This is a genomic window from Oceanobacillus sp. FSL W8-0428, from assembly GCF_038004405.1.
In the GTDB taxonomy this organism is placed as follows: domain Bacteria; phylum Bacillota; class Bacilli; order Bacillales; family Amphibacillaceae; genus Oceanobacillus; species Oceanobacillus sojae.
Map to the genome: position 1 here is coordinate 3,185,411 of NZ_JBBORB010000001.1, position 18,810 is coordinate 3,204,220.

The 18,810-nt window shown below is 35.5% G+C and carries 17 protein-coding genes and 1 pseudogene; 12 read left to right on the forward strand and 6 right to left on the reverse strand.

The features are described 5' to 3' along the window. Window positions 1-33 precede the first annotated feature (33 nt). From MKY30_RS15175 to MKY30_RS15185, 3 genes are all read left to right on the forward strand, one after another. A complete protein-coding gene (locus tag MKY30_RS15175; protein WP_341084537.1) occupies window positions 34-249 on the forward strand; it encodes a DUF3923 family protein in 216 nt (71 codons plus the stop codon). A 122-nt stretch (window positions 250-371) separates the two neighbouring features. Then, entirely contained in the window at window positions 372-851 is a 480-nt protein-coding gene (locus MKY30_RS15180) for an NUDIX hydrolase (protein ID WP_341084539.1), read from the forward strand. Between the two features lie 149 nt (window positions 852-1,000). Then, window positions 1,001-1,489 (forward strand): NUDIX hydrolase, encoded by a 489-nt coding sequence (locus MKY30_RS15185; protein WP_341084542.1) that lies wholly within the window; start codon window positions 1,001-1,003, stop codon window positions 1,487-1,489. A gap of 193 nt (window positions 1,490-1,682) precedes the next feature. On the opposite strand, the gene MKY30_RS15190 is transcribed toward MKY30_RS15185, so the two are convergent. Next, on the reverse strand, window positions 1,683-2,258 hold the full coding sequence (locus tag MKY30_RS15190) for a nucleotidyltransferase family protein (RefSeq protein ID WP_341084545.1): 576 nt from the start codon (window positions 2,256-2,258) through the stop codon (window positions 1,683-1,685). A 208-nt stretch (window positions 2,259-2,466) separates the two neighbouring features. Between MKY30_RS15190 and MKY30_RS15195 the strand changes: the two genes are divergently transcribed. The 7 genes and pseudogenes from MKY30_RS15195 to MKY30_RS15225 all read left to right on the forward strand — a co-directional run bounded on the left by MKY30_RS15195 (window position 2,467) and on the right by MKY30_RS15225 (window position 9,894). Next, window positions 2,467-3,414 carry a phosphotransferase enzyme family protein gene (locus MKY30_RS15195; RefSeq protein ID WP_341084546.1) on the forward strand — a complete coding sequence of 316 codons (948 nt, stop codon included), beginning with the start codon at window positions 2,467-2,469 and terminating at the stop codon, window positions 3,412-3,414. An 88-nt stretch (window positions 3,415-3,502) separates the two neighbouring features. Beyond that, a pseudogene (locus MKY30_RS15200) lies at window positions 3,503-4,014 on the forward strand (ClbS/DfsB family four-helix bundle protein). Between the two features lie 152 nt (window positions 4,015-4,166). Continuing rightward, complete coding sequence (locus MKY30_RS15205; RefSeq protein ID WP_339285614.1) at window positions 4,167-4,931, forward strand: MerR family transcriptional regulator; 765 nt, start codon at window positions 4,167-4,169, stop codon at window positions 4,929-4,931. Further along, entirely contained in the window at window positions 4,928-5,944 is a 1,017-nt protein-coding gene (locus tag MKY30_RS15210) for a C45 family peptidase (RefSeq protein ID WP_339285615.1), read from the forward strand. The genes MKY30_RS15205 and MKY30_RS15210 overlap by 4 nt, the downstream gene beginning before the upstream one ends. A 194-nt stretch (window positions 5,945-6,138) precedes the next feature. Then, window positions 6,139-6,861 carry a class I SAM-dependent methyltransferase gene (locus tag MKY30_RS15215; protein ID WP_341084549.1) on the forward strand — a complete coding sequence of 241 codons (723 nt, stop codon included), beginning with the start codon at window positions 6,139-6,141 and terminating at the stop codon, window positions 6,859-6,861. 363 nt (window positions 6,862-7,224) lie between these two features. Continuing rightward, the gene (locus tag MKY30_RS15220) at window positions 7,225-8,649 is read left to right on the forward strand and encodes an MDR family MFS transporter (RefSeq protein WP_341084550.1); all 1,425 of its coding nucleotides are present in this window, start codon (window positions 7,225-7,227) and stop codon (window positions 8,647-8,649) included. Window positions 8,650-8,886: 237 nt separating this feature from the next. After that, window positions 8,887-9,894 (forward strand): ketoacyl-ACP synthase III, encoded by a 1,008-nt coding sequence (locus MKY30_RS15225; protein ID WP_341084551.1) that lies wholly within the window; start codon window positions 8,887-8,889, stop codon window positions 9,892-9,894. 103 nt (window positions 9,895-9,997) lie between these two features. Here MKY30_RS15225 and MKY30_RS15230 read toward each other — a convergent pair whose 3' ends face one another. The 4 genes from MKY30_RS15230 to MKY30_RS15245 form a co-directional block, all read right to left on the reverse strand. After that, window positions 9,998-10,717, reverse strand: coding sequence for an ABC transporter permease (locus tag MKY30_RS15230; RefSeq protein ID WP_147208735.1), 720 nt, complete (start codon window positions 10,715-10,717; stop codon window positions 9,998-10,000). Continuing rightward, window positions 10,710-11,630 (reverse strand): ABC transporter ATP-binding protein, encoded by a 921-nt coding sequence (locus MKY30_RS15235; RefSeq protein WP_339286288.1) that lies wholly within the window; start codon window positions 11,628-11,630, stop codon window positions 10,710-10,712. Before MKY30_RS15235 ends, MKY30_RS15230 begins: the two co-directional genes overlap by 8 nt. Window positions 11,631-11,704: 74 nt before the next feature. Next, a complete protein-coding gene (locus MKY30_RS15240) occupies window positions 11,705-12,745 on the reverse strand; it encodes a sensor histidine kinase (protein ID WP_341084555.1) in 1,041 nt (346 codons plus the stop codon). Next, the gene (locus tag MKY30_RS15245; protein WP_156985574.1) at window positions 12,735-13,448 is read right to left on the reverse strand and encodes a response regulator; all 714 of its coding nucleotides are present in this window, start codon (window positions 13,446-13,448) and stop codon (window positions 12,735-12,737) included. Before MKY30_RS15245 ends, MKY30_RS15240 begins: the two co-directional genes overlap by 11 nt. A gap of 419 nt (window positions 13,449-13,867) precedes the next feature. Between MKY30_RS15245 and map the strand changes: the two genes are divergently transcribed. Next, window positions 13,868-14,608 (forward strand): type I methionyl aminopeptidase, encoded by a 741-nt coding sequence (gene map / locus MKY30_RS15250; protein WP_341084557.1) that lies wholly within the window; start codon window positions 13,868-13,870, stop codon window positions 14,606-14,608. Window positions 14,609-15,119: 511 nt separating this feature from the next. Here map and MKY30_RS15255 read toward each other — a convergent pair. Then, on the reverse strand, window positions 15,120-16,598 hold the full coding sequence (locus tag MKY30_RS15255) for an amidase family protein (protein WP_341084560.1): 1,479 nt from the start codon (window positions 16,596-16,598) through the stop codon (window positions 15,120-15,122). A 608-nt stretch (window positions 16,599-17,206) separates the two neighbouring features. Between MKY30_RS15255 and MKY30_RS15260 the strand changes: the two genes are divergently transcribed. Continuing rightward, window positions 17,207-18,541 (forward strand): hemolysin family protein, encoded by a 1,335-nt coding sequence (locus MKY30_RS15260; protein ID WP_147208723.1) that lies wholly within the window; start codon window positions 17,207-17,209, stop codon window positions 18,539-18,541. The last annotated feature ends 269 nt before the right edge of the window (window positions 18,542-18,810 follow it).

An 18,810-nucleotide genomic window follows, 5' to 3' on the forward strand; every position in this document is an offset into this window, starting at 1 on the left:
AAGCTCAAACAAGAAAAGGAACAGGTGATATAGATGATGAAAATATGGTGGGCAACAAATGTGCTTTGGTTAATATTTTTTACAGGGACTTCAATTGTTATTGGAGTTCGAAATGTGGATGGAGCTGGAGTAGCGCAGACTCCGGAATTAAAAATGCTGGCGTTTATTATTTTGGGAGGTTTTTTCGTCGTTGTCTTAATTGGGCAGCTGCTATTCCTCTATTTTGTCAGAAAACGAAAAGCAGTTTAGTTATTGCGTTTTTATTCTGAATATTATTTCTATAAGATTACTATAACGGAAGTTCAGGCTGGATCACAATAAGGAATCCGGCCTTCATTTATCATAAAATAGCAGCTATTGGAGGAAAAAACATGGTCCGCTTAAATGCTTTTAAATTATATCGAATCGTGTCTTCCATCATTTTAGAAAATGAAAGAATTCTTTTAGTGCAAAACAAAGATGAATATGCTAACTATATCTGGAGCCTACCCGGCGGCCAAATTGAAGCAGGAGAAACGATTAAAGAAGCATTATCGAGAGAAGTGTATGAGGAAACAGGATTAAGCGTAACAAATTTTGATATAGCTTATATTCACGAAAGCTTTATACCTGAACATGCTGCACATAGCTTAGTCACTGTTTGTAATATATCCGTTAAGCATGGAGAACGTATTAAAATAAATGATCCAGATGGTGAAATTACAGATATAAAATGGGTTCCTCTTACAGAGATTGAAAATTACATAAAAAATACAGGTGTGTCCGCTCCATTATCAGAGTGGCTGAAAACTAAATATACTTGTTTTTATAGGCTGGATAAGGATTTAGTCTGGAATGATACGAATAAATAAAACAACCTGCTTATAAGTAACAAAGAGAATATTTATACATATCTGCTTAGCTGATCCCAATTAATATAGTTTATTAATAAATAAAACACTTCAGTTAAGATTCGATAATCAAGATAGTTGTGAGAACAGTTAGAAGAGGGAGGGTAATAATGATTTATACAAATGTTAGGGCTTTCATTATAAGAGAAACAGAACAAGGGGAGGAGGTACTAGTCCAACGTCGTGTCAGATCTGATGAACAGCGAGCCCCGATAGAATTGCCTGGAGGAAGACTTGAGGAGTTTGAAACTTTGTTGGATTGTTTGGCAAGAGAGATAAAAGAGGAAACAGGACTTGAGATGGAGAAGGTAATAGATCCAACTGACAGAGTGGAAACTGTTACAGATGAAGGATTCAAAGTCGAATGCATGGCTCCTTTTGCAGTCTACCAAACAATAGAGGGACCAGTAGATTCTTTTGGCGTATATTTTAAATGTAAAGCTGCTGGTAAACTTCTTGAAAAAGGAGATTATACAGACAATATTAAATGGATCACAAGAAACGAATTAGCTATTTTACTTAAGGAAGGTAAATTAAGCTTTGTTGATAAGGCTGGTGTTCAATTTTTTCTTAATAAAAAGAAGCGGGTAACAGATTAATGGAATAACAATTTGTACAACTGCTTCTGTTGGCTTAGCTTTAGTTTTCTTCGACGAAACAAGAAAAATAAAGAGAAATAACAGATAGATTAAATGTTGCTTAGTGTTTGCCAGAACTCAAAGACCATCACTATGAATTTTTTCGTTGGATATAAAAAAGCCATTTCATCAAATGAAACGGCATATCCCGGGATCAGTTATTTATTATATGGTGAACTTTAATTTTTTGCCAAACAGCCTTCCAATTCTTTTTTACAATCCGCTCCTCGTAAATTGCAGCAAGTTCTTTTGTTTCGATAAAGAAGGGAGTCGGTTTCAATTCTAAATTAATGACATCATCTATTCCACAAGGAGTAGTAAGAGCCAAATTATGATCCTTGTCCAGCTTGACTCCCAGAGCAGTTGCAGTTTCTGGAAACTTTGAAATGGCATCCTCCGAAGAAGTATAGGGAGGAAGATTATTAAGGACGTGCATTCTTGCTTCATTTTTAACAGACCAAGGTATATTAGGGATGATGCTTATCAGCTTATTCTCTAATTCCTTTTCAAAATTCTCATTAATGTTTGTGTTATCAAAGTAGATAACATCAACATCTGGGGTCTCCGTTCTTTCATTAAACCCGTGCAATGTGTCCCAGATTTTTGAACGTATAAATCCTGCACATATCCACCAGTCAGGTAAATTCAAAGTACTTGCAGCCTTTATAATCTCCATCATCTTTTCATCACTTTGGATTAGCTTTATTACATCTTCTTTATTCTCTAACATTTTTAAGTTACCTCCTCTTTGGAACCGAACGTATATTCTTATGTTAACACATAGAAACGGAAAGAGGGAATATTCTATTAAAATTTTCAATCAAACTTAATATTTAAAAGCAACAAAGCATACGAAAAAGCCTAATCAAAAGAAGCAGTTATTAGATTAAAGAAATAAAGAAATAATAGACTTTATTTTTGAAAGGAAGTAGAAGCTCATGATGAATCCAATTATTTTGGAACAAATAAAATCATTGTATACAGAAAACATCGAACCTCTTGAATTACTGGGAGGCTTTCATAATAATGTATTTCTCAGCCGTAACCAGAAGATGGTTATAAAAATATTGGACGCGGAAACATATAGAAAAATTAATTTACTCAATGAACAGGAAATAATAAATTTAATGCTTCTGCATGGAATAAAAACAGCCAGTCTTATCCCTTCAAAAAACGGTTCGCTTATAGAACAAATCAATCCGAAAGAGAAAAAATTCTATGTGATGGCATATTCATACATTGACGGAGAGGTTTTGTCTCCCCATTTGAAAGAAGATCATTTAATAAAAGCATGGGGGAAGCAGCTTGGCAAAATGCATGAAATAACCAAATTGAATAATCATGCAATGAAGCAAAATTATTTAGAGTGGGATCATGATATTAAAAATGAAGATTTTGCTAAGGGTCACGGTAAAATAATTGAAGAGAAGTGGAAGGGATATATGGACGCGTTTTCTACGCTCTCAAAGAATGAAAATAATTATGGAATCGTCCACCACGATCTCCATAATGAGAATATTATGATTGCAAATAAAGATATGTATGTTTTAGATTTTGGTGATGTCCGCAGAAGCTGGTATGCCTATGATGCTGCTATTCCAATTTTTCATTTTATGGAAAATAATAGACACCTTAGCAGATTAGAACAGCAACAAATCTATCAAAATTTTACAAAGTTATTTTTTGAAGGTTATGCAGAAGAAACAGCTTTGTCTGAATCTCAATTGAAGATGATCCCTAAATTTCTGGAATACAGACTCTTATACTCATTTTTATTTTTCAACTATTCATTTAAGGGTAGAGAAATGAGTGCAAAAGTTAAAAAACATTTGGAAAAGATGCGAAGTCGGATTGAAAATGAGGTGCCCTTTCTACCTGTGCCATAGATACAAATTAATTGAGTATATGATATAAAAGTGTAGTGGTTATAGGCCCTGGAGACAAGAGATTACATATAAGGAAGGATGATTTGAAATGCAAGCTTATGACAGTAAACAAGCTCTAATTGATGAAATTACCAAAAGAGCAGATCTGTTTATCAGTGAATTTGCACCAATTAATAATTCAGATAAAGATATCTCCGTAAGTGAAGTCGATCGAACACCGGCACAAATGATAGCCTATCAGCTGGGCTGGATGAATTTAATCTTATCCTGGGAGCAGGATAATCAGAATGGAAAGGATGTTATCACACCAACTCCTGACTATAAATGGAATAATCTTGGAGGTCTCTACCAAAGCTTTTATGACAAGTATGCGGATACTCCACTCGAAAAGCTGATTGAGACGTTTCGTCATGATGTTGCCCGTATCATTCAATTAGTAGAAAGCTATCAGGATAAAGAATTATTTGAGCAGGGAGGCAATGGGCGACGACGACACCTTCCAGCTGGCCGATTTGGAAATGGGTTCATATTAATACTGTCGCGCCATTTAAAACATTTCGTACAAAAATTAGAAAATGGAAAAAGGTACGTGGAGTATAATTAGATTGATTATATAAATTAAAAACAGACTATCAAAACACATTTAAATTCAGATTTTAAATGTGTTTTAATATGCAAAAAATGATGCTTGACATTAAAGTTACTTTAAGGTTTATGCTTATAATTAGAAAAGGTGATAAGGGGGAGTGAGCATGTTGATGACCATACAGACATTTTCAATGAAGACCGGAATTCCGAAAAGTACTCTTCGTTTTTATGAAGAAAAGCAACTTTTAAAATCAGTGAGGCACGAGGATAGTAACTATCGCATGTATTCAGAGGATCAAGTCCCTCTTGCTAAGATGATTGCAAGCTTGCGGATAGCAAAGGTTCCTATTTGTGATATTCAGCTTTACTTAAAAGCTGATGAAAACAGACAGATGCAGATGAAGCGAAAATGGATTGAGGCAATAAAAGAAAACCAGAGACAGCTGGAAATCAGTCTCCGCTATTTAGAAAGTGATTATGGAGAAGAGGAGATTTATATGCTTGAAAAACCTGCAGAGAAGGTTATCTGGTTTGAGGCGGAAGCTTCTCCAGGACAGTTTACCGTGGAATTTGAGTTAAGACGCAAACAGATGAAGCAGCATCATATTCCAGTTAAGAATACGTACTTACGGTATTTGTCCGGAAACAGCAAGCAAATCAATGCAGAAATTGGCTTTGGTGTACCAGCTAATATAAATACAGCCCCTGTTCCAGAAGCTTTTTCAGAAGAAATGAGGAGGAGCTTCTGTATTGGCCTTGCTTTCAAAGAGGATTTTTCCAAAATAGAAGCCGCTTACCGCAAATTAATTCAATATTGTATGACAAATAACTGGGCTCCGGCCGGTTCTATTTTTGAATGGTATCGCGGTGATCAGATGGACGAAGCGGATATCATTATACCCGTCACATATATAGGAGGGAAGCCATGAGTCAAAGAAAAAATTTACAGGTGGAAGTTGTTGAATTAAAAGGCTCTGCTTATGATATAGGAGTGAAACAGGGCGCTGCACTAAAATTACATCCAAAATGGAGACAACAGGCAGAATTACAGATAAATGAAGATATGGTAGAAGCAAGGAAGCAGATAGAGAAAATTTCCCCAACTCTTTTGAAAGAGATAGAAGGTCTGGCTGCAGGGATGGGGATCAATATAAATACCGCAATAAAGCTGTTTGGAGGCTATAATATGCAGATGCCTTCTATGGGCTGTACGACACTGGCCAATGATTCCTTCTATGTAAGAAATTATGATTTCAATGATGAATTATATGACGCCAGACTTGTCCTAATCAGACCGGACAACGGATACGCAAGCATCGGGTTCAGTCAGCAGATTACAGGCAGACTGGATGGCATGAATGAGAAGGGGCTTGTTATTGGGCTGCATTTGGTAAATGAAAGGATCGGCCAAGAAGGGTTTTTGGCAACAGCGGTTTGCCGCCTTGTTTTGGAGCAATGCGCTGCCACAGATGAAGCGGTATCGCTTATTAAACAAATTCCTCATCAATATTGTGTTAATTTTTCTATAATGGATAAGGAAGGAAATAACGCCATTGTGGAAGCGGCACCTGAAAAACAGATTGTTCGTAAAAATGCGCAGATTATTTGTACAAATCATTTTGAATCTGAGCAGCTAAACAGGAAAAATAGAGTAGTCATTAATGGATCATTAGATCGGAAAAAATATTTATCAGTACTAGAAAAAGAAAAGCTGACGCCAGACTCTGCTTATTATATTTTTAACAGGGAACACTCACCATTGTTTTTCAAACACTATAAAGAATTTTTTGGTACATTGCATACAGTTGTTTATTGCCCAAAAGATTTAAATGTAATGATTGGTATTGGTGGAGATTGTGCTCCTTATGAATTTTCCTTTACTGAATGGCTCAAAGGAAAAGAAAAACTGCCTGGCATGCTTGAAGGGAAGATAATAAGTTAAGCAAGCATTCCTGCCGGCGTCAGAAATCAATAATGATACATCCTGAATTTTCAATATCTGATATAATAAGTATATTACTTTGAAAGGTTGTGGTGCGAATGAAAAATATAAATAACTTCCATCAAATATATGCAGGTGAAGCAAAATAATAGATCACAAATATTTTGCTTCGATATGTAAGGAGGAGCAAATTTTTGAAAGAGATATTTGAAAATAACTTTGAAAAATATGAAAACCCTGAGAAATATGATGAAATGTATAGAAAATATCAAGATGATTTACTATATTTAATGGATTATGCAAGTGGAATGCATGAACCTATCATTGATCTTGCTTGCGGCACAGGCAGATTAACGATACCTATGGCTAAAAGTGGATTAAACATGACAGGAGTAGATTTGCATGCTGGTATGCTGAGCAGGGCAAAGCAAAAAGCAGATGATGAACAGATAAATATTATTTTTGAACAGCAAGATTGTACGGAATTAGATTTAGCTTATAAATCACCATTGGTTTTTATGACTGGTAATTCGTTTCAACATTTTTTAACAAATGAAAGCCAAGATGCGTTATTACATTCAGTGAAAAAACATTTATTAACGGGGGGACAATTTATATTTGATACACGAAATCCGAATATAGAGGAGTTGTCTGTTCCCGGGGAATTTGAGGAATCTTATATAAATAACGAAAATCAAACTATAATCGAAAAGAGCCGTGAAGAGTACAATCATGAAACTCAAATTTTGAATTGCACAACGCATACTGAAATTTTTGAAAATGAGCAATTAATTCATACGGCAAGTGATTCCATTTCACTGCGTTATGTTTATCCAATGGAGCTGTATCGCCTATTAGACTCACATGGTTTTGAATTAATAAACTTATATGGTTCCTGGAAAAAAATACTTTTGTGAAAGATAGCACTTCAATGATAGTTCATTGCCAATTAAAATAGGAATGATTTCTTTTAGTTGAATGATATTACAAAGTTAAAGGCGTATTAGTCAGATTCCTAATACGCTTTTAACTTTGAAAATGATATCCAATAGAAGAGACTTTCATTTGCTTTTTTATACAAATGCAGCTTGGTTTTCATATATGCCTTTTGTCGAGATGTCATTATATTTTGCAGAAGTCTAAGATACTTATTTTAGAAAATACTTCTATATGTTTATGGATGAAAATGTGATGAAAAGCACATTCATCGACAAAACGAGAGGAGTCCTGTAACATATCCTCTATTGTAAATTATTATTAAGGGAGGTAATCACTAAAACGTGCAATCATTTAATAAAACACCTATCATTATTGTTCTTCTCATTGGCGGATTCATTTCAATTTTAAACCAGACAACCATGATTACCGCAATTCCGCCAATCATGGAAGAAATGAATGTGACTGCTAATACAGGGCAATGGCTGACGACCGTTTTCATGCTCGTAAATGGTGTGATGATTCCTGTTACAGCATTTTTAATGGCGCGGTTCACGACAAGACAGCTGTTTATTACTGCAATGACAGTATTTGCTGTCGGTACAGTATTTTCTGCTCTGGCTCCAAACTTTGGTATGCTGATTTTAGGCAGAATTATTCAATCCAGTGGAGCTGGTGTGATTATGCCACTGATGCAGACTGTTTTTCTATTAATTTTCCCTGTTAAAAACCGCGGGATGGCGATGGGACTGGTGGGCCTCGTAATATCTTTCGCTCCGGCGATTGGACCTGCTTTGTCTGGATGGATCATCACCAATTATTCCTGGCGTGCTGTATTTTTGATTATATTGCCAATTGCTATTATTGTTATCCTGGTCGCTGCCAAAGTGATGAAAAACGTTACAGAATTAACATATCCAAAGCTGGATATCTTATCAATTATCTTATCGTCTTTCGGCTTCGGGGGATTTTTATACGGATTTACAAGCGCGGGCAACAACGGCTGGGGAAGTATTATTACGATTACTACGCTGGTTATTGGGGCTGTGTCTCTGGTATGTTTCATAATCAGGCAATTACGTATGAAGACACCTATGCTGGAGTTCAGGGTATTTAAAAACCCTATTTTCACCCTGTCGACTATCATCCCCATGATTGCGTTTATGGGACTAATTGGTGCGGAGACATTGATTCCTCTTTATATGCAAAACGCACGCGGCTTCACAGCAATGGAAGCAGGAATTGCTCTTCTTCCCGGTGCACTTGTGAATGGAATGATGTCTCCAATTACGGGGCGTATATTTGATCGCTTCGGTGCAAGGTGGCTTTCGATTATCGGGCTTACCATTATTACAGCTTCAACTTTCGCACTTTCCAATCTGGGCCCTTCTACATCGATGACAATGATTATGATTTTGTATGCGGTTCGGATGTTCGGCCTTTCCATGGTTATGATGCCTGTAACAACGGCAGGCTTAAATCAGCTTCCGAGAGAGTTGATTTCACATGGTACAGCAATGACCAATACCATGCGACAGGTCTCGGCATCAATTGGGACAGCTATTGTCATCACCGTAATGACAACGACGGAAGTATCTGCGGAGCTTAATCCCGAAATAGCCTATCCGATGATTCATGGTATCAATGTTGCCTTTATGGTCATTACCGTACTCTCGCTGATTGGGATTATAATTAGCTTTTTTATCAAGAATGGCAATTCACCAGCAGAAGAGCAAAATCATGTACAGTATAATAAAGGAAAACACTAAAAAAATCATGTATCCCGGCAAATATTTCAATTAGAGTTTAAAAAGCGTTAAGGTGTTCCTTGGCGCTTTTTTAAGGTTATTATACTTATTTAATATAAAGATACTTGTTTCCCTTTATTATCATTCAGCATTTTTTTAGCCAGTTAAATATTCATTTTAGAAAGCTGTCAGATATTTTTTATGTTATAATTAGTACCAAGTAATAATACTAACTTCTAATTAAATTGGAGGGGTTTGATGACAGGAACAAGAGTGAGCGCGATAGGAAGTTATGTACCTGAGAAAAAATTAACCAATTTTGATCTGGAAGAAATGGTTGAGACAACGAATGAATGGATTGTTCAAAGAACAGGAATTCATGAACGGAGAATAGCGCGTTCCGATGAATTTACAAGTGATTTATGTGTTTCAGCTGTGAAAGATTTAATGCACAGATATAATAAAACAGTAGAAGACGTTGATATGATTATTGTTGCAACAAGTACACCGGATTTCCCTTTTCCGTCAGTTGCCAGCATCATTCAGAATCGGCTGAATATCACACAGGCAGGTGCAATTGACCTGAGTGCAGCATGTGCAGGCTTTGTTTATGGCTTGCATACAGCGCATAGTTTAATTCGCTCTGGTCTTCACAAAAAAGTACTTGTAATTGGAGTAGATGCACTATCTAAAATAACAGATTACACGGATAGAAGTACCTGTATTTTATTTGGTGATGCTGCCGGGGCGGTACTGGTTGAAAAAGATGAGGAATCAGAAGATTTTGTTGGATTCCACTTGGGAAGTGATGGAAGTGGAGCACAGCATGTCTATCAAACAAGCTTATCCAAAACAGTTAATGGAGTAGAACTGGTTGATACACAATATCTTGTCCAAAATGGAAGAGAAGTTTTTAAATGGGTAGTAAGGAATGTACCGAAGAGTATCAGAGAGCTTTTAGAGAAAACAGAAACGAGCCTGGATGAAGTGGATTGGTTTATTCCACATAGTGCAAACTTGAGATTGATTGAACCTATTTGTGAGAAAATTGGACATCCAATCGAAAAAACACTTTATAGTCTCGTGAAATTTGGAAACACTTCAGCAGCAACCATTCCATTAGCGCTTGACCTTGGAATCCGGGAAGGAAAAGTAAACAATGGAGATAAAGTACTTATGTACGGGTTTGGCTCTGGTTTAGTCCATGCAGGCCAGCTGTTAAAGATGCATTTTGATGAACAAATCAATAATCCGATACCATTATAATTAAATATTTGCAGTAAAGAAAAAGGATTTTCGTGTGTCATGAACGAAAATCCTTTTTAATCAAGCTTCTAAAGCAATTATTAAAAGTTTTCATATAATCATATTAATGAATATCTGTCTTTTTAAAATAAACAAGCATACTTATCAATCCAATAATAGCTGTAGCTGCAATAATAATATTCGAATATTCAGCCGGATAAGTCGAGGGAAGTGTATGATTAGAAATATCTCCTGCAGCTGCCCATGGAAATAACCCTCTATGTTCTGAATTTCCAGCCATAACGTTAATCAGCGTAATTACAACCGTAAAAATAATGGTCGGCACATAATTTTTCAGCACTAATGTCACCAGGATAATAGGAGTGGAGAGGACAAATAATAATAACCCTCCTGTACTAAATTGTTTTAATGAATCCAGCAATAAGGAAGTGTCTAAACCATCAAACTGTGTTAATAAGCCTAAAGTTAATGTGAGTACCCAGGCTATTATTGATAGCATCATGATCCACATAAACAGCAAAAGCATTTTACTAATAATAAAACTCATTCGTGACACAGGTATCGTTAATAAATTTTTCAATGTATTTTCCGCATATTCTCGGTTGAAAAGATACGTTGTCACCACGCCATATAAGGGGACCCCTATGATGAGAACGGTATACAGATTAACATTGTAAAACAGATCCTCAAAAGGAGTGGCTGGTTCATGAATAAATGTAGCTATTACTACTACAAAGGGGGCGACAGCTGCTCCAAGTATACTTATCAGGAACATGCTGGAGCGCTTAAGTTTTAATAATTCCGTGAATAATAAATCAGCCAATTGCTCCACCCCCGACCAATTTTGTAAAGTAGTCCTCTAAATTGTCCTCGCTTACTTTTATTTTTAACACTTCAATATCATTTTCAACGAAAACCTTATTAAGCTTACCCTGACTTCCTAAATGGGAATATACACGAATATTTCCTTTATCATGGACTTCATAATCCGAAATACCGAAGTGGCTTTCCAGGAGCATCGCTGCTTTATTATCATTAGAAACTTGAAACTCTAAATATTTGCGGTTCCGTTTCCTGAGATTTTCAAAAGCGATTTCTTCCATGAGCTTTCCTTCATGGATAATTCCCATATGATCTGCCAGCTGTTCGATTTCTGATAATATGTGGCTTGATACAAAAATGGTTATATTTCTTTCTTTAGCCAATGATTGGATAAGACTTCGCATTTCCTTGATGCCAATTGGATCTAAACCATTAGTAGGCTCGTCTAATATTAACAGCTCCGGATAATGAAGCAGCGCTCTGGCAATGCCTAATCTCTGCTTCATCCCTAAAGAATATTTGCCGACAAGTTTTTTCGTTTCATGATGTAAATCAACAATCTCTAAGGCTTCCTCTATTGCATTTTTCTTATGCACACCGATGATTTTAGCATTGATTAAAAGGTTTTCCCTTGCCGTAAGATTTTCATAAAACCCCGGAACTTCCACTATTGAACCAATTCTTCTTAAAATTCCTTTTTGATTCTTAAACAGATTTTCACCAAATAATTCAATTTGACCGGAAGTAGGTTTGATCAGCCCTAATAGCATTCGAATTGTAGTAGTTTTCCCGGCTCCGTTTCGGCCGAGAAAGCCATAAACTTCTCCCTGATTCACAGTAATATTAAGATGATCCACCGATTTCTGCTGTCCATAAACTTTCGTCAGATTTGTAGTTTTAATGATTTCACCTATTTGAAACACCTGCTTTCAATTGAGTCTATAATTAGATTATAAAGAGCAGATTTTAATCCGGGCTTAACCGTTTCTTAATTGTTTCTTAATTCAAGCTGGAGGGGGTGTTTAGGAATAGAAAAGCCAAAGGCAGTTCTTTCCCATGGAATACTTTCGACCCAAATCTTGCCATGATGTTTTTCTACTAATGCTTTTGCAATAGACAGACCGAGCCCGCTTCTACCGTATAGCTGATTTCTTGACTGATCTCCACGGTACATTCTTTCAAACACATGTATTACATCTTTATCTGCAATTCCCGGTCCCTGATCCCATACAAGTAATTGATAGTCTTTAGGAGTTTCTGTAAGTTCTATCCCTAATATTTTTCCTTCTCTGCCATAATACAAGGCATTCTTGATTAAATTACCTACGATTCGTTTAAGGCTCAAATGATCTGCTGTGATGATACATTTTTCTTCCGGAATAACGGTTTTTAATTCAATATTTTCTTTTTTTAAATCAGGCAGGAACTCAATTAAGGATTCTCTTGTAATTTCAGCAAAGTCGAGTTGTTCTGCCTTTAATGTAATTTCATCCGCATCAATTTTTGCCAAATGAAAGAGTTCATCTAATAATTGCTTTAGGCCGTTTGCTTTTCTGGATATAATTTCAATATACGCTTTCTTTTCTACTTCTGAAGCAGCGATATCATCTTTTAGAGCATCAACATAACCGATAATAGACGTAAGGGGTGTACGGATATCGTGTGAAATTCCTGACAGTATTCCTTTTCTTGCTTTTTCTGATTTTATTGAATGAACTTGGATCTTTTCCAGTTGTTCCACTAACTCGTTAATAGAAAAAACAAATTCATTTAATTCCTTATCGTGTTTAGTTAATAATCTTGTTTTTACGTTTCCATCAACTGCACGCCTTATTTCTATATTCATCCGTTTTAATTGTGTAAGAAATCGAAATCTCAAAATAAAAAAAGCAGTGGATATGAGAAATAAGATAATGTATAAAGACCATTTTAATGCGTCTCCTGAATGGGCATTGATATCTACAATACATACTCCTGCCAATATGACAAACTGAAAAATAATAAGAAGGAGAACCTTGTCATTCTTCATCCATTTCACCAACAAATTTATAGCCGATTCCCCATACCGTTTGAATGAATTTAGGATTAGAGGGGTCTATTTCTATTTTCTTTCTGAGCTTTCGGATATGTACCATTACAGTATTATCATCTTCTATATAATCGCTTCCCCAGACATTACGAAATAATTGTGTTTTAGTAAAAACTTGTTCAGGCTGGGAGGCCAAAAATTTAAGAAGTTCAAATTCTTTTGCAGTCAGCGGAATTTCCTTCCCGGCAATGGTTAGTGTATAGTTTTTAAGATTAATCGTGAGGTCTTTAAAGGTGATCGATGATTTTTCAAGGAAACTATTATCCATCTCCCGTATAAAGGATCTTCGTAACAGAGCCTTTACTCTGGCGACCACTTCATGGATACTAAAAGGTTTTGTAATATAGTCGTCTGCACCAATTCCTAAGCCTAAAAGTTTATCGATCTCCTGATCCTTCGCAGTAAGCATCATGATCGGGACGTTTGTTTTTGCTCTGAGTCGCCTGCACACCTCTATCCCATCCAACTTGGGCATCATCAAATCTAAAATGACAAGATGATATTGCTTTCTATCAAATAATTGAAAGGCTTCTTCACCATCTTTAGCCAAATCTATTTGATATTGTTCTCTTTCTAAATATTTTTTTAATAAATCTCTAATTTCTTTTTCATCATCAGCTATCAGAATTTGAATGTTCTCCATATTTCCACCTGCTTTTTAAGGTTAAATGATATATTACTGCTGGTTTGCGATTCATAAGTGTGTTTCTTCCTTCTGTTCCTTGACGTTATTTTTCAGGTTTCATACACAATCTTTATTTTAATGTTTGACGTATTCATTATATTTCTCTTGTAAAAGATCTACAAGTTTATGAATACATGCCATTAAGTAAGGTGATTTCGTATATGCTTTTATTCGTACAGAATCTATAGATAGAGCATACTATAACAAATAAAGACAGCCAAAAAAAGACATATAATCATTTTTAAGAATGGAAAAGACCGTCTTTCAAATTACCTGTTCTTTCAACGAATCTTTAGCTGAAGGAAAAATCATTGCATATATGTTAAAATCTAAAAGAACTATAGCTCATAAAATAAATTTAAAAGCGAGGATATATAATGATTGCAAAGACAGAAGAGGATTTTAACGGATTAAAAGAAATTGGTAAAATTTGCGGAGCAATCCGGGATGAATTAGTCCAGCGTGCTAAACCTGGAATTACCACGAAAGAACTGGATGAATTTGCAGGGGAGATGTTTGAAAAAGCTGGTGCTCAATCTGCACCGAAAGGAGAGTACGATTTTCCTGGGTATACATGTATCAGCGTAAATGAAGAAGTAGCGCACGGGATTCCAGGGAAACGGGTTATTCAAGAAGGAGACATTGTTAATATCGATGTTTCGGGTTCGAAAAATGGTTACTTCGCAGATACTGGAATTTCTATTGTAGTCGGCAAGGGAGATAAAATGTTACAGAAAATATGTGATGTGGTAAAAGAAGCATTTAACGCTGGTCTTGAGAAAGCAAAACCAGGCTCGAAAAAAAGTGCACTTGGGAAAGCTGTACACAATGTAGCAAAACAGCATGATTTAACGGTTATCAAAAATCTTACTGGACATGGTGTTGGACGATCTATCCATGAAGCACCAGACCATATTTTCAATTATTATTCCCGTTGGGATGACGAAATTTTAAAAGATGGAATGGTCATTGCTTTTGAACCATTTATTTCTACATTGGAAGAGGAAGTTTTACAATCCGATGATGGCTGGACTTTTTTTACAGATGAAAGCTTTGTAGCTCAATATGAACATACGATTATTCTGACAAAGGAAGGGCCGATTATTACTACATTGTAGGAAGTACTCTTACTTTTTTGTTAAAGAGTAAGAAAGTATATATAAATGAACGCATATACAATAAAGAACAAGGACTAAGATATCTTCAAAATAAAATTAGCGAGTTTGAAAGTGAACAAAACTTATAATTTTTTTGGTCGAATATAATAAGTAGTTTATTCAATAGAAGGGCGGTGCGGCATAATAAATCCATAACCGTCCTTTAATAATTTCTATCTAAAAACAGAAGCAAATTACTTAACACCCATAGAATACCTGCTATTTGAGTTATGATATAAAATATCAGTTCAACAGGCGTTAAGTTTCTTTTCTTTTTGATTTTTTTAAATGAAAATAATAATAAACGGCACATATCAATAAAGCTGTTCCAGATAATTGGTATATATTTTCTAATAAGTTTACCAACAAATTCTCCTCTCTTTTTAACAAGAATTATTCTATAGCTGAATCATCGCAATTCCAGTTTGGCAACGCAATTGTGTCAAAGTTTTTTATGAAAATCAAACATAATTTAGCCTTCTATATTAAACTTCGGACTTCTGCGAATATTGGCTGCTTGTTCAAAAGCAAAAGCAAGCTTAATTAATTCTCCTTCACTGAAAGAAGTCCCGGCAAAAGTTATCCCAAAGGGTCTGCCACTTTCCATATAGCCGGCAGGAACCGCTATAGAAGGATATCCGGCTCTAGCGCTAATTGTTGATCCTATATAGGAAGGGAAGACAATCGCGTCAAGATTATACTTTTTCAATGCATAATCAATTCCTTGTTCTTGAGAATAGTATAAGTCCTCTATTTTTGCATTTAAGTATTCAGGATTACTTAATGTATTAGGAAGCTGTTCTATGCGTTCCAAAGTATCCTGCCCATATTTCAGCGCTTTTTCTTCTATGCTTCTATTAAAATGAATCAATTCAGATATTGAATGTACTGGCATATGTGAAGGTAACTTTGTAAGGTAATTATCCAGACTATGTTTCAACTCATACGAAGTTACTTCCTTTTTCCAATCTCTGTGAAAAGAAGGAATTTCAATACCTTCCATAATAGTAGCGCCTTGCTTAGCTAAAACATGAATAGAATTTTTAAACAACTGCTCATCATACTCATCAGATTCATAATATTCTTTATGTGCATCATTAAAGATACCAATTCTGGCACCTTCTAGTCCTGCCGGATCTAAATAGGTTGTATAATCTTGCTGCGTTTTGCCTTCACTTTTATATGTGGCAACGTCATTTTTGTCTATACCGGTTAGTGTGCCTAATAATATAGCAGCATCTTCAACAGTTCTTGCAAATGGACCTGCAGTATCCTGGGAATATGTAAAAGGAATCATTCCGCTTCGGCTTATTAAACCGGTAGTAGGTTTGATACCGACAACGGAGTTTTGAACAGCGGGACTAAGAATAGATGCATCTGTTTCTGTTCCAACAGATAAAACAGAAAAATTCGCAGCAACTGCCACTGCCGAACCTGAGCTGGAACCACCTACAAAAAGCTTGGGGTCACCATATGGATTTAACGTTTGTCCCCCTCTGGAACTATAGCCAGCCCACATTCCACTCGCCATCCCGTTAGCTAATTCCGTCATATTGGTTTTACCTAGTATAACAGTACCTGCGTCTCGAAGCTTTTTCACTAGAAATGCATCTTTATCAGCTAAATGATTTTCTAATGCAATTGCCCCAGCACTCGTATGCATGAAATCATTTGTTTCAATATTATCTTTAAGCACAACAGGAATACCGTGAAGGGGACCTCTGGTTCCTTCTGTTTCTCTTTCATTATCTAGCCCTTCAGCAATAAATATTGCTGAAGGATTTATTTCAAGCATTGAATTAATTCTTGGACCAGCCTGATCATACTTAGCCATCCTATTCAGGTAATACATCACCAATTCTTTTGAAGTTATTTCACCATTATTCATAGCTGTTTGTATTTCATTGATTGTTAATTCTTCTTTAAAAAAACTTTTAAACCTTATACTCATTCAATTTCTCCATTCTTTAACGTTTCTTTGGCATTATTTAACTTCTACATTTGCATGAAGAAGTCCTTTTTAAATTGTAGAAATTCCTATTTAGAATCGTAGTATCTCCGTTCCTGGTTTGTATTAAAATATTAATGAAACCATAATAGTACCTATCTTTTAAGAGAATGGAGGGTATTTGGAACAATATTTTAATGGGATAAATATTGATTTCCTGTTTTGCGGAAATAGATTATTTAATAGAATGATGAATAAGGAAAAATACGTTTATATAGGGGGCGTAATTAATAAAAAGTTTGTTAGTGTATTTATTGTACAATGTTGGAAATGCTTTTAAACAATTGCGTCATACTGTAAGCTTTTTTACATTTATTATATAATTAAGTATAGACAATGAATTTGGAGAGCTGTTAAAAATAAAACGTGCCTCTTCCAATTATCAATATTATTATGATAAACAAGAAAATTTATAGATGCATTTCAAAATCATTTATCTAATATCATTGAGCTTAATAATAAATAAAATTGTACATGTTTTCATGATTTTATCAATTAAATTTATTTCATTTGGAGGTGAAATCCTTACATATTTATGTGTAAGGAGCATTTTGGATATATTCAGTCTTATAATGGTAGTTATTTTAATTCTAATATCATCGTTTTTTGTTGCAACAGAGTTCGCGATTGTCAGAGTGAGAAAATCAAGAGTTGACGAGCTGGTAGCACAGGGCAAACCCGGGGCAAAAGCTGTTGAAAAGGTTACAGGTAATTTAGACGGGTACTTAGCTGCCTGCCAATTAGGGATAACAGTTACCTCGCTTGGTATTGGCTGGTTAGGGGAGCCCGCAGTCGCTCATCTGATTCAACCACTATTTGCTTTACTGGGACTTTCAGAAGCGATTGTATCTACAGTGTCGGTAATTATTGGATTTGGTATTATTACGTTCATGCACGTTGTCATTGGTGAGCTGGCACCAAAATCATTCTCAATCCAAAAAACAGAGGCAGTCAGTTTATTGGTTTCTCCATTATTAATTATTTTTAATAAAATTATGTATCCATTTATCTGGGCATTAAATGGAGCCTCCCGTTTTTTAGTTGGTCTGTTCGGGTTACCGCCTGCAACGGAAAATGGAGAGGTTTACTCAGAAGAAGAAGTACGTACGATCTTATCATCCAGCTACCAAAGCGGGGAAATTAATGCTTCGGAAATGGGTTACTTAAAAAATGTTTTTGATTTTGACGAACGGGTGGCAAAGGAAGTCATGGTTCCAAGAACAGAAATTGCCTGTATTTATAATGATAATACGTACGAAGAAAACCTGGATGTCCTGAAAAAAGAAAAATATACAAGATATCCTGTAGCGGAAGAGGATAAAGACCAAATTATCGGTGTTATTAACACGAAAGAATTTTTTAACGATTTTCTTAATGAAACACCAAAAGAGGATTTCAAAGGGTATATTAAACCAATTGTTCATGTTGCTGAAAATACACCCGTCCATGAAGTACTGACTAAAATGCAAAAGGAACACAGTTATATGGCCATTGTTGTCGATGAATACGGTGGAACAGCCGGTCTTGTTACAGTTGAAGACATTATCGAGGAAATTTTTGGTGAGATACAGGATGAGCTTGATATAGATGAAATACCAATGATGCAACGAACAGGCGAGGATACTTATTTACTGAATGGCAGGTTGCTCATTTCAGATACTAATGAATTATTGGGTACTGAGATTGATGATGATGAACTCGATACTATTGGCGGGTGGATTTTTAATCAGTTGGGTGAAGCAAAACCTGGTTTATCGATTGAATATGACAACTACCATTTTACAGTGAAAAAAGTGGACAGGTATCAAATAAAATTAATTGAAGCCAAAAAGATAAACAAGGATAATGAAGCTAATTATTCAGATGATCAAACAAAAAATGAGTGATTGTATTTTTACCACATTGTAATTTGCTGTAAGACTCCGTTTTAAGAATAAAGAAAAAACAAAAATTCTAAGTGGAGCAGGCAGCTAATCATGGCCAAATTAGTTCAGGGGACTTTAAGAAGACCGGTTTTTGTTCATTCCTTTAGGTGCATATCCTGGGGACATCAACAAATTTTTATGATGGGGTGAGTAATCGTAGCCCCATCATTTTACGTATGAATTAATATTCTATTGTATTCTAAAAACTTACGGAAATTAAGCAGACCATA

Coding starts and splice junctions, on each gene's coding strand:
- MKY30_RS15175 (WP_341084537.1), top strand. CDS start 34: ATGATGAAAATATGGTGGGCAACAAATGTGCTTTGGTTAATATTTTTT.
- MKY30_RS15225 (WP_341084551.1), top strand. CDS start 8,887: ATGACAGGAACAAGAGTGAGCGCGATAGGAAGTTATGTACCTGAGAAA.
- MKY30_RS15255 (WP_341084560.1), bottom strand. CDS start 16,598: ATGAGTATAAGGTTTAAAAGTTTTTTTAAAGAAGAATTAACAATCAAT.
- MKY30_RS15245 (WP_156985574.1), bottom strand. CDS start 13,448: ATGGAGAACATTCAAATTCTGATAGCTGATGATGAAAAAGAAATTAGA.
- MKY30_RS15180 (WP_341084539.1), top strand. CDS start 372: ATGGTCCGCTTAAATGCTTTTAAATTATATCGAATCGTGTCTTCCATC.
- MKY30_RS15240 (WP_341084555.1), bottom strand. CDS start 12,745: ATGAAGAATGACAAGGTTCTCCTTCTTATTATTTTTCAGTTTGTCATA.
- MKY30_RS15190 (WP_341084545.1), bottom strand. CDS start 2,258: ATGTTAGAGAATAAAGAAGATGTAATAAAGCTAATCCAAAGTGATGAA.
- map (WP_341084557.1), top strand. CDS start 13,868: ATGATTGCAAAGACAGAAGAGGATTTTAACGGATTAAAAGAAATTGGT.
- MKY30_RS15185 (WP_341084542.1), top strand. CDS start 1,001: ATGATTTATACAAATGTTAGGGCTTTCATTATAAGAGAAACAGAACAA.
- MKY30_RS15205 (WP_339285614.1), top strand. CDS start 4,167: ATGTTGATGACCATACAGACATTTTCAATGAAGACCGGAATTCCGAAA.
- MKY30_RS15210 (WP_339285615.1), top strand. CDS start 4,928: ATGAGTCAAAGAAAAAATTTACAGGTGGAAGTTGTTGAATTAAAAGGC.
- MKY30_RS15195 (WP_341084546.1), top strand. CDS start 2,467: ATGATGAATCCAATTATTTTGGAACAAATAAAATCATTGTATACAGAA.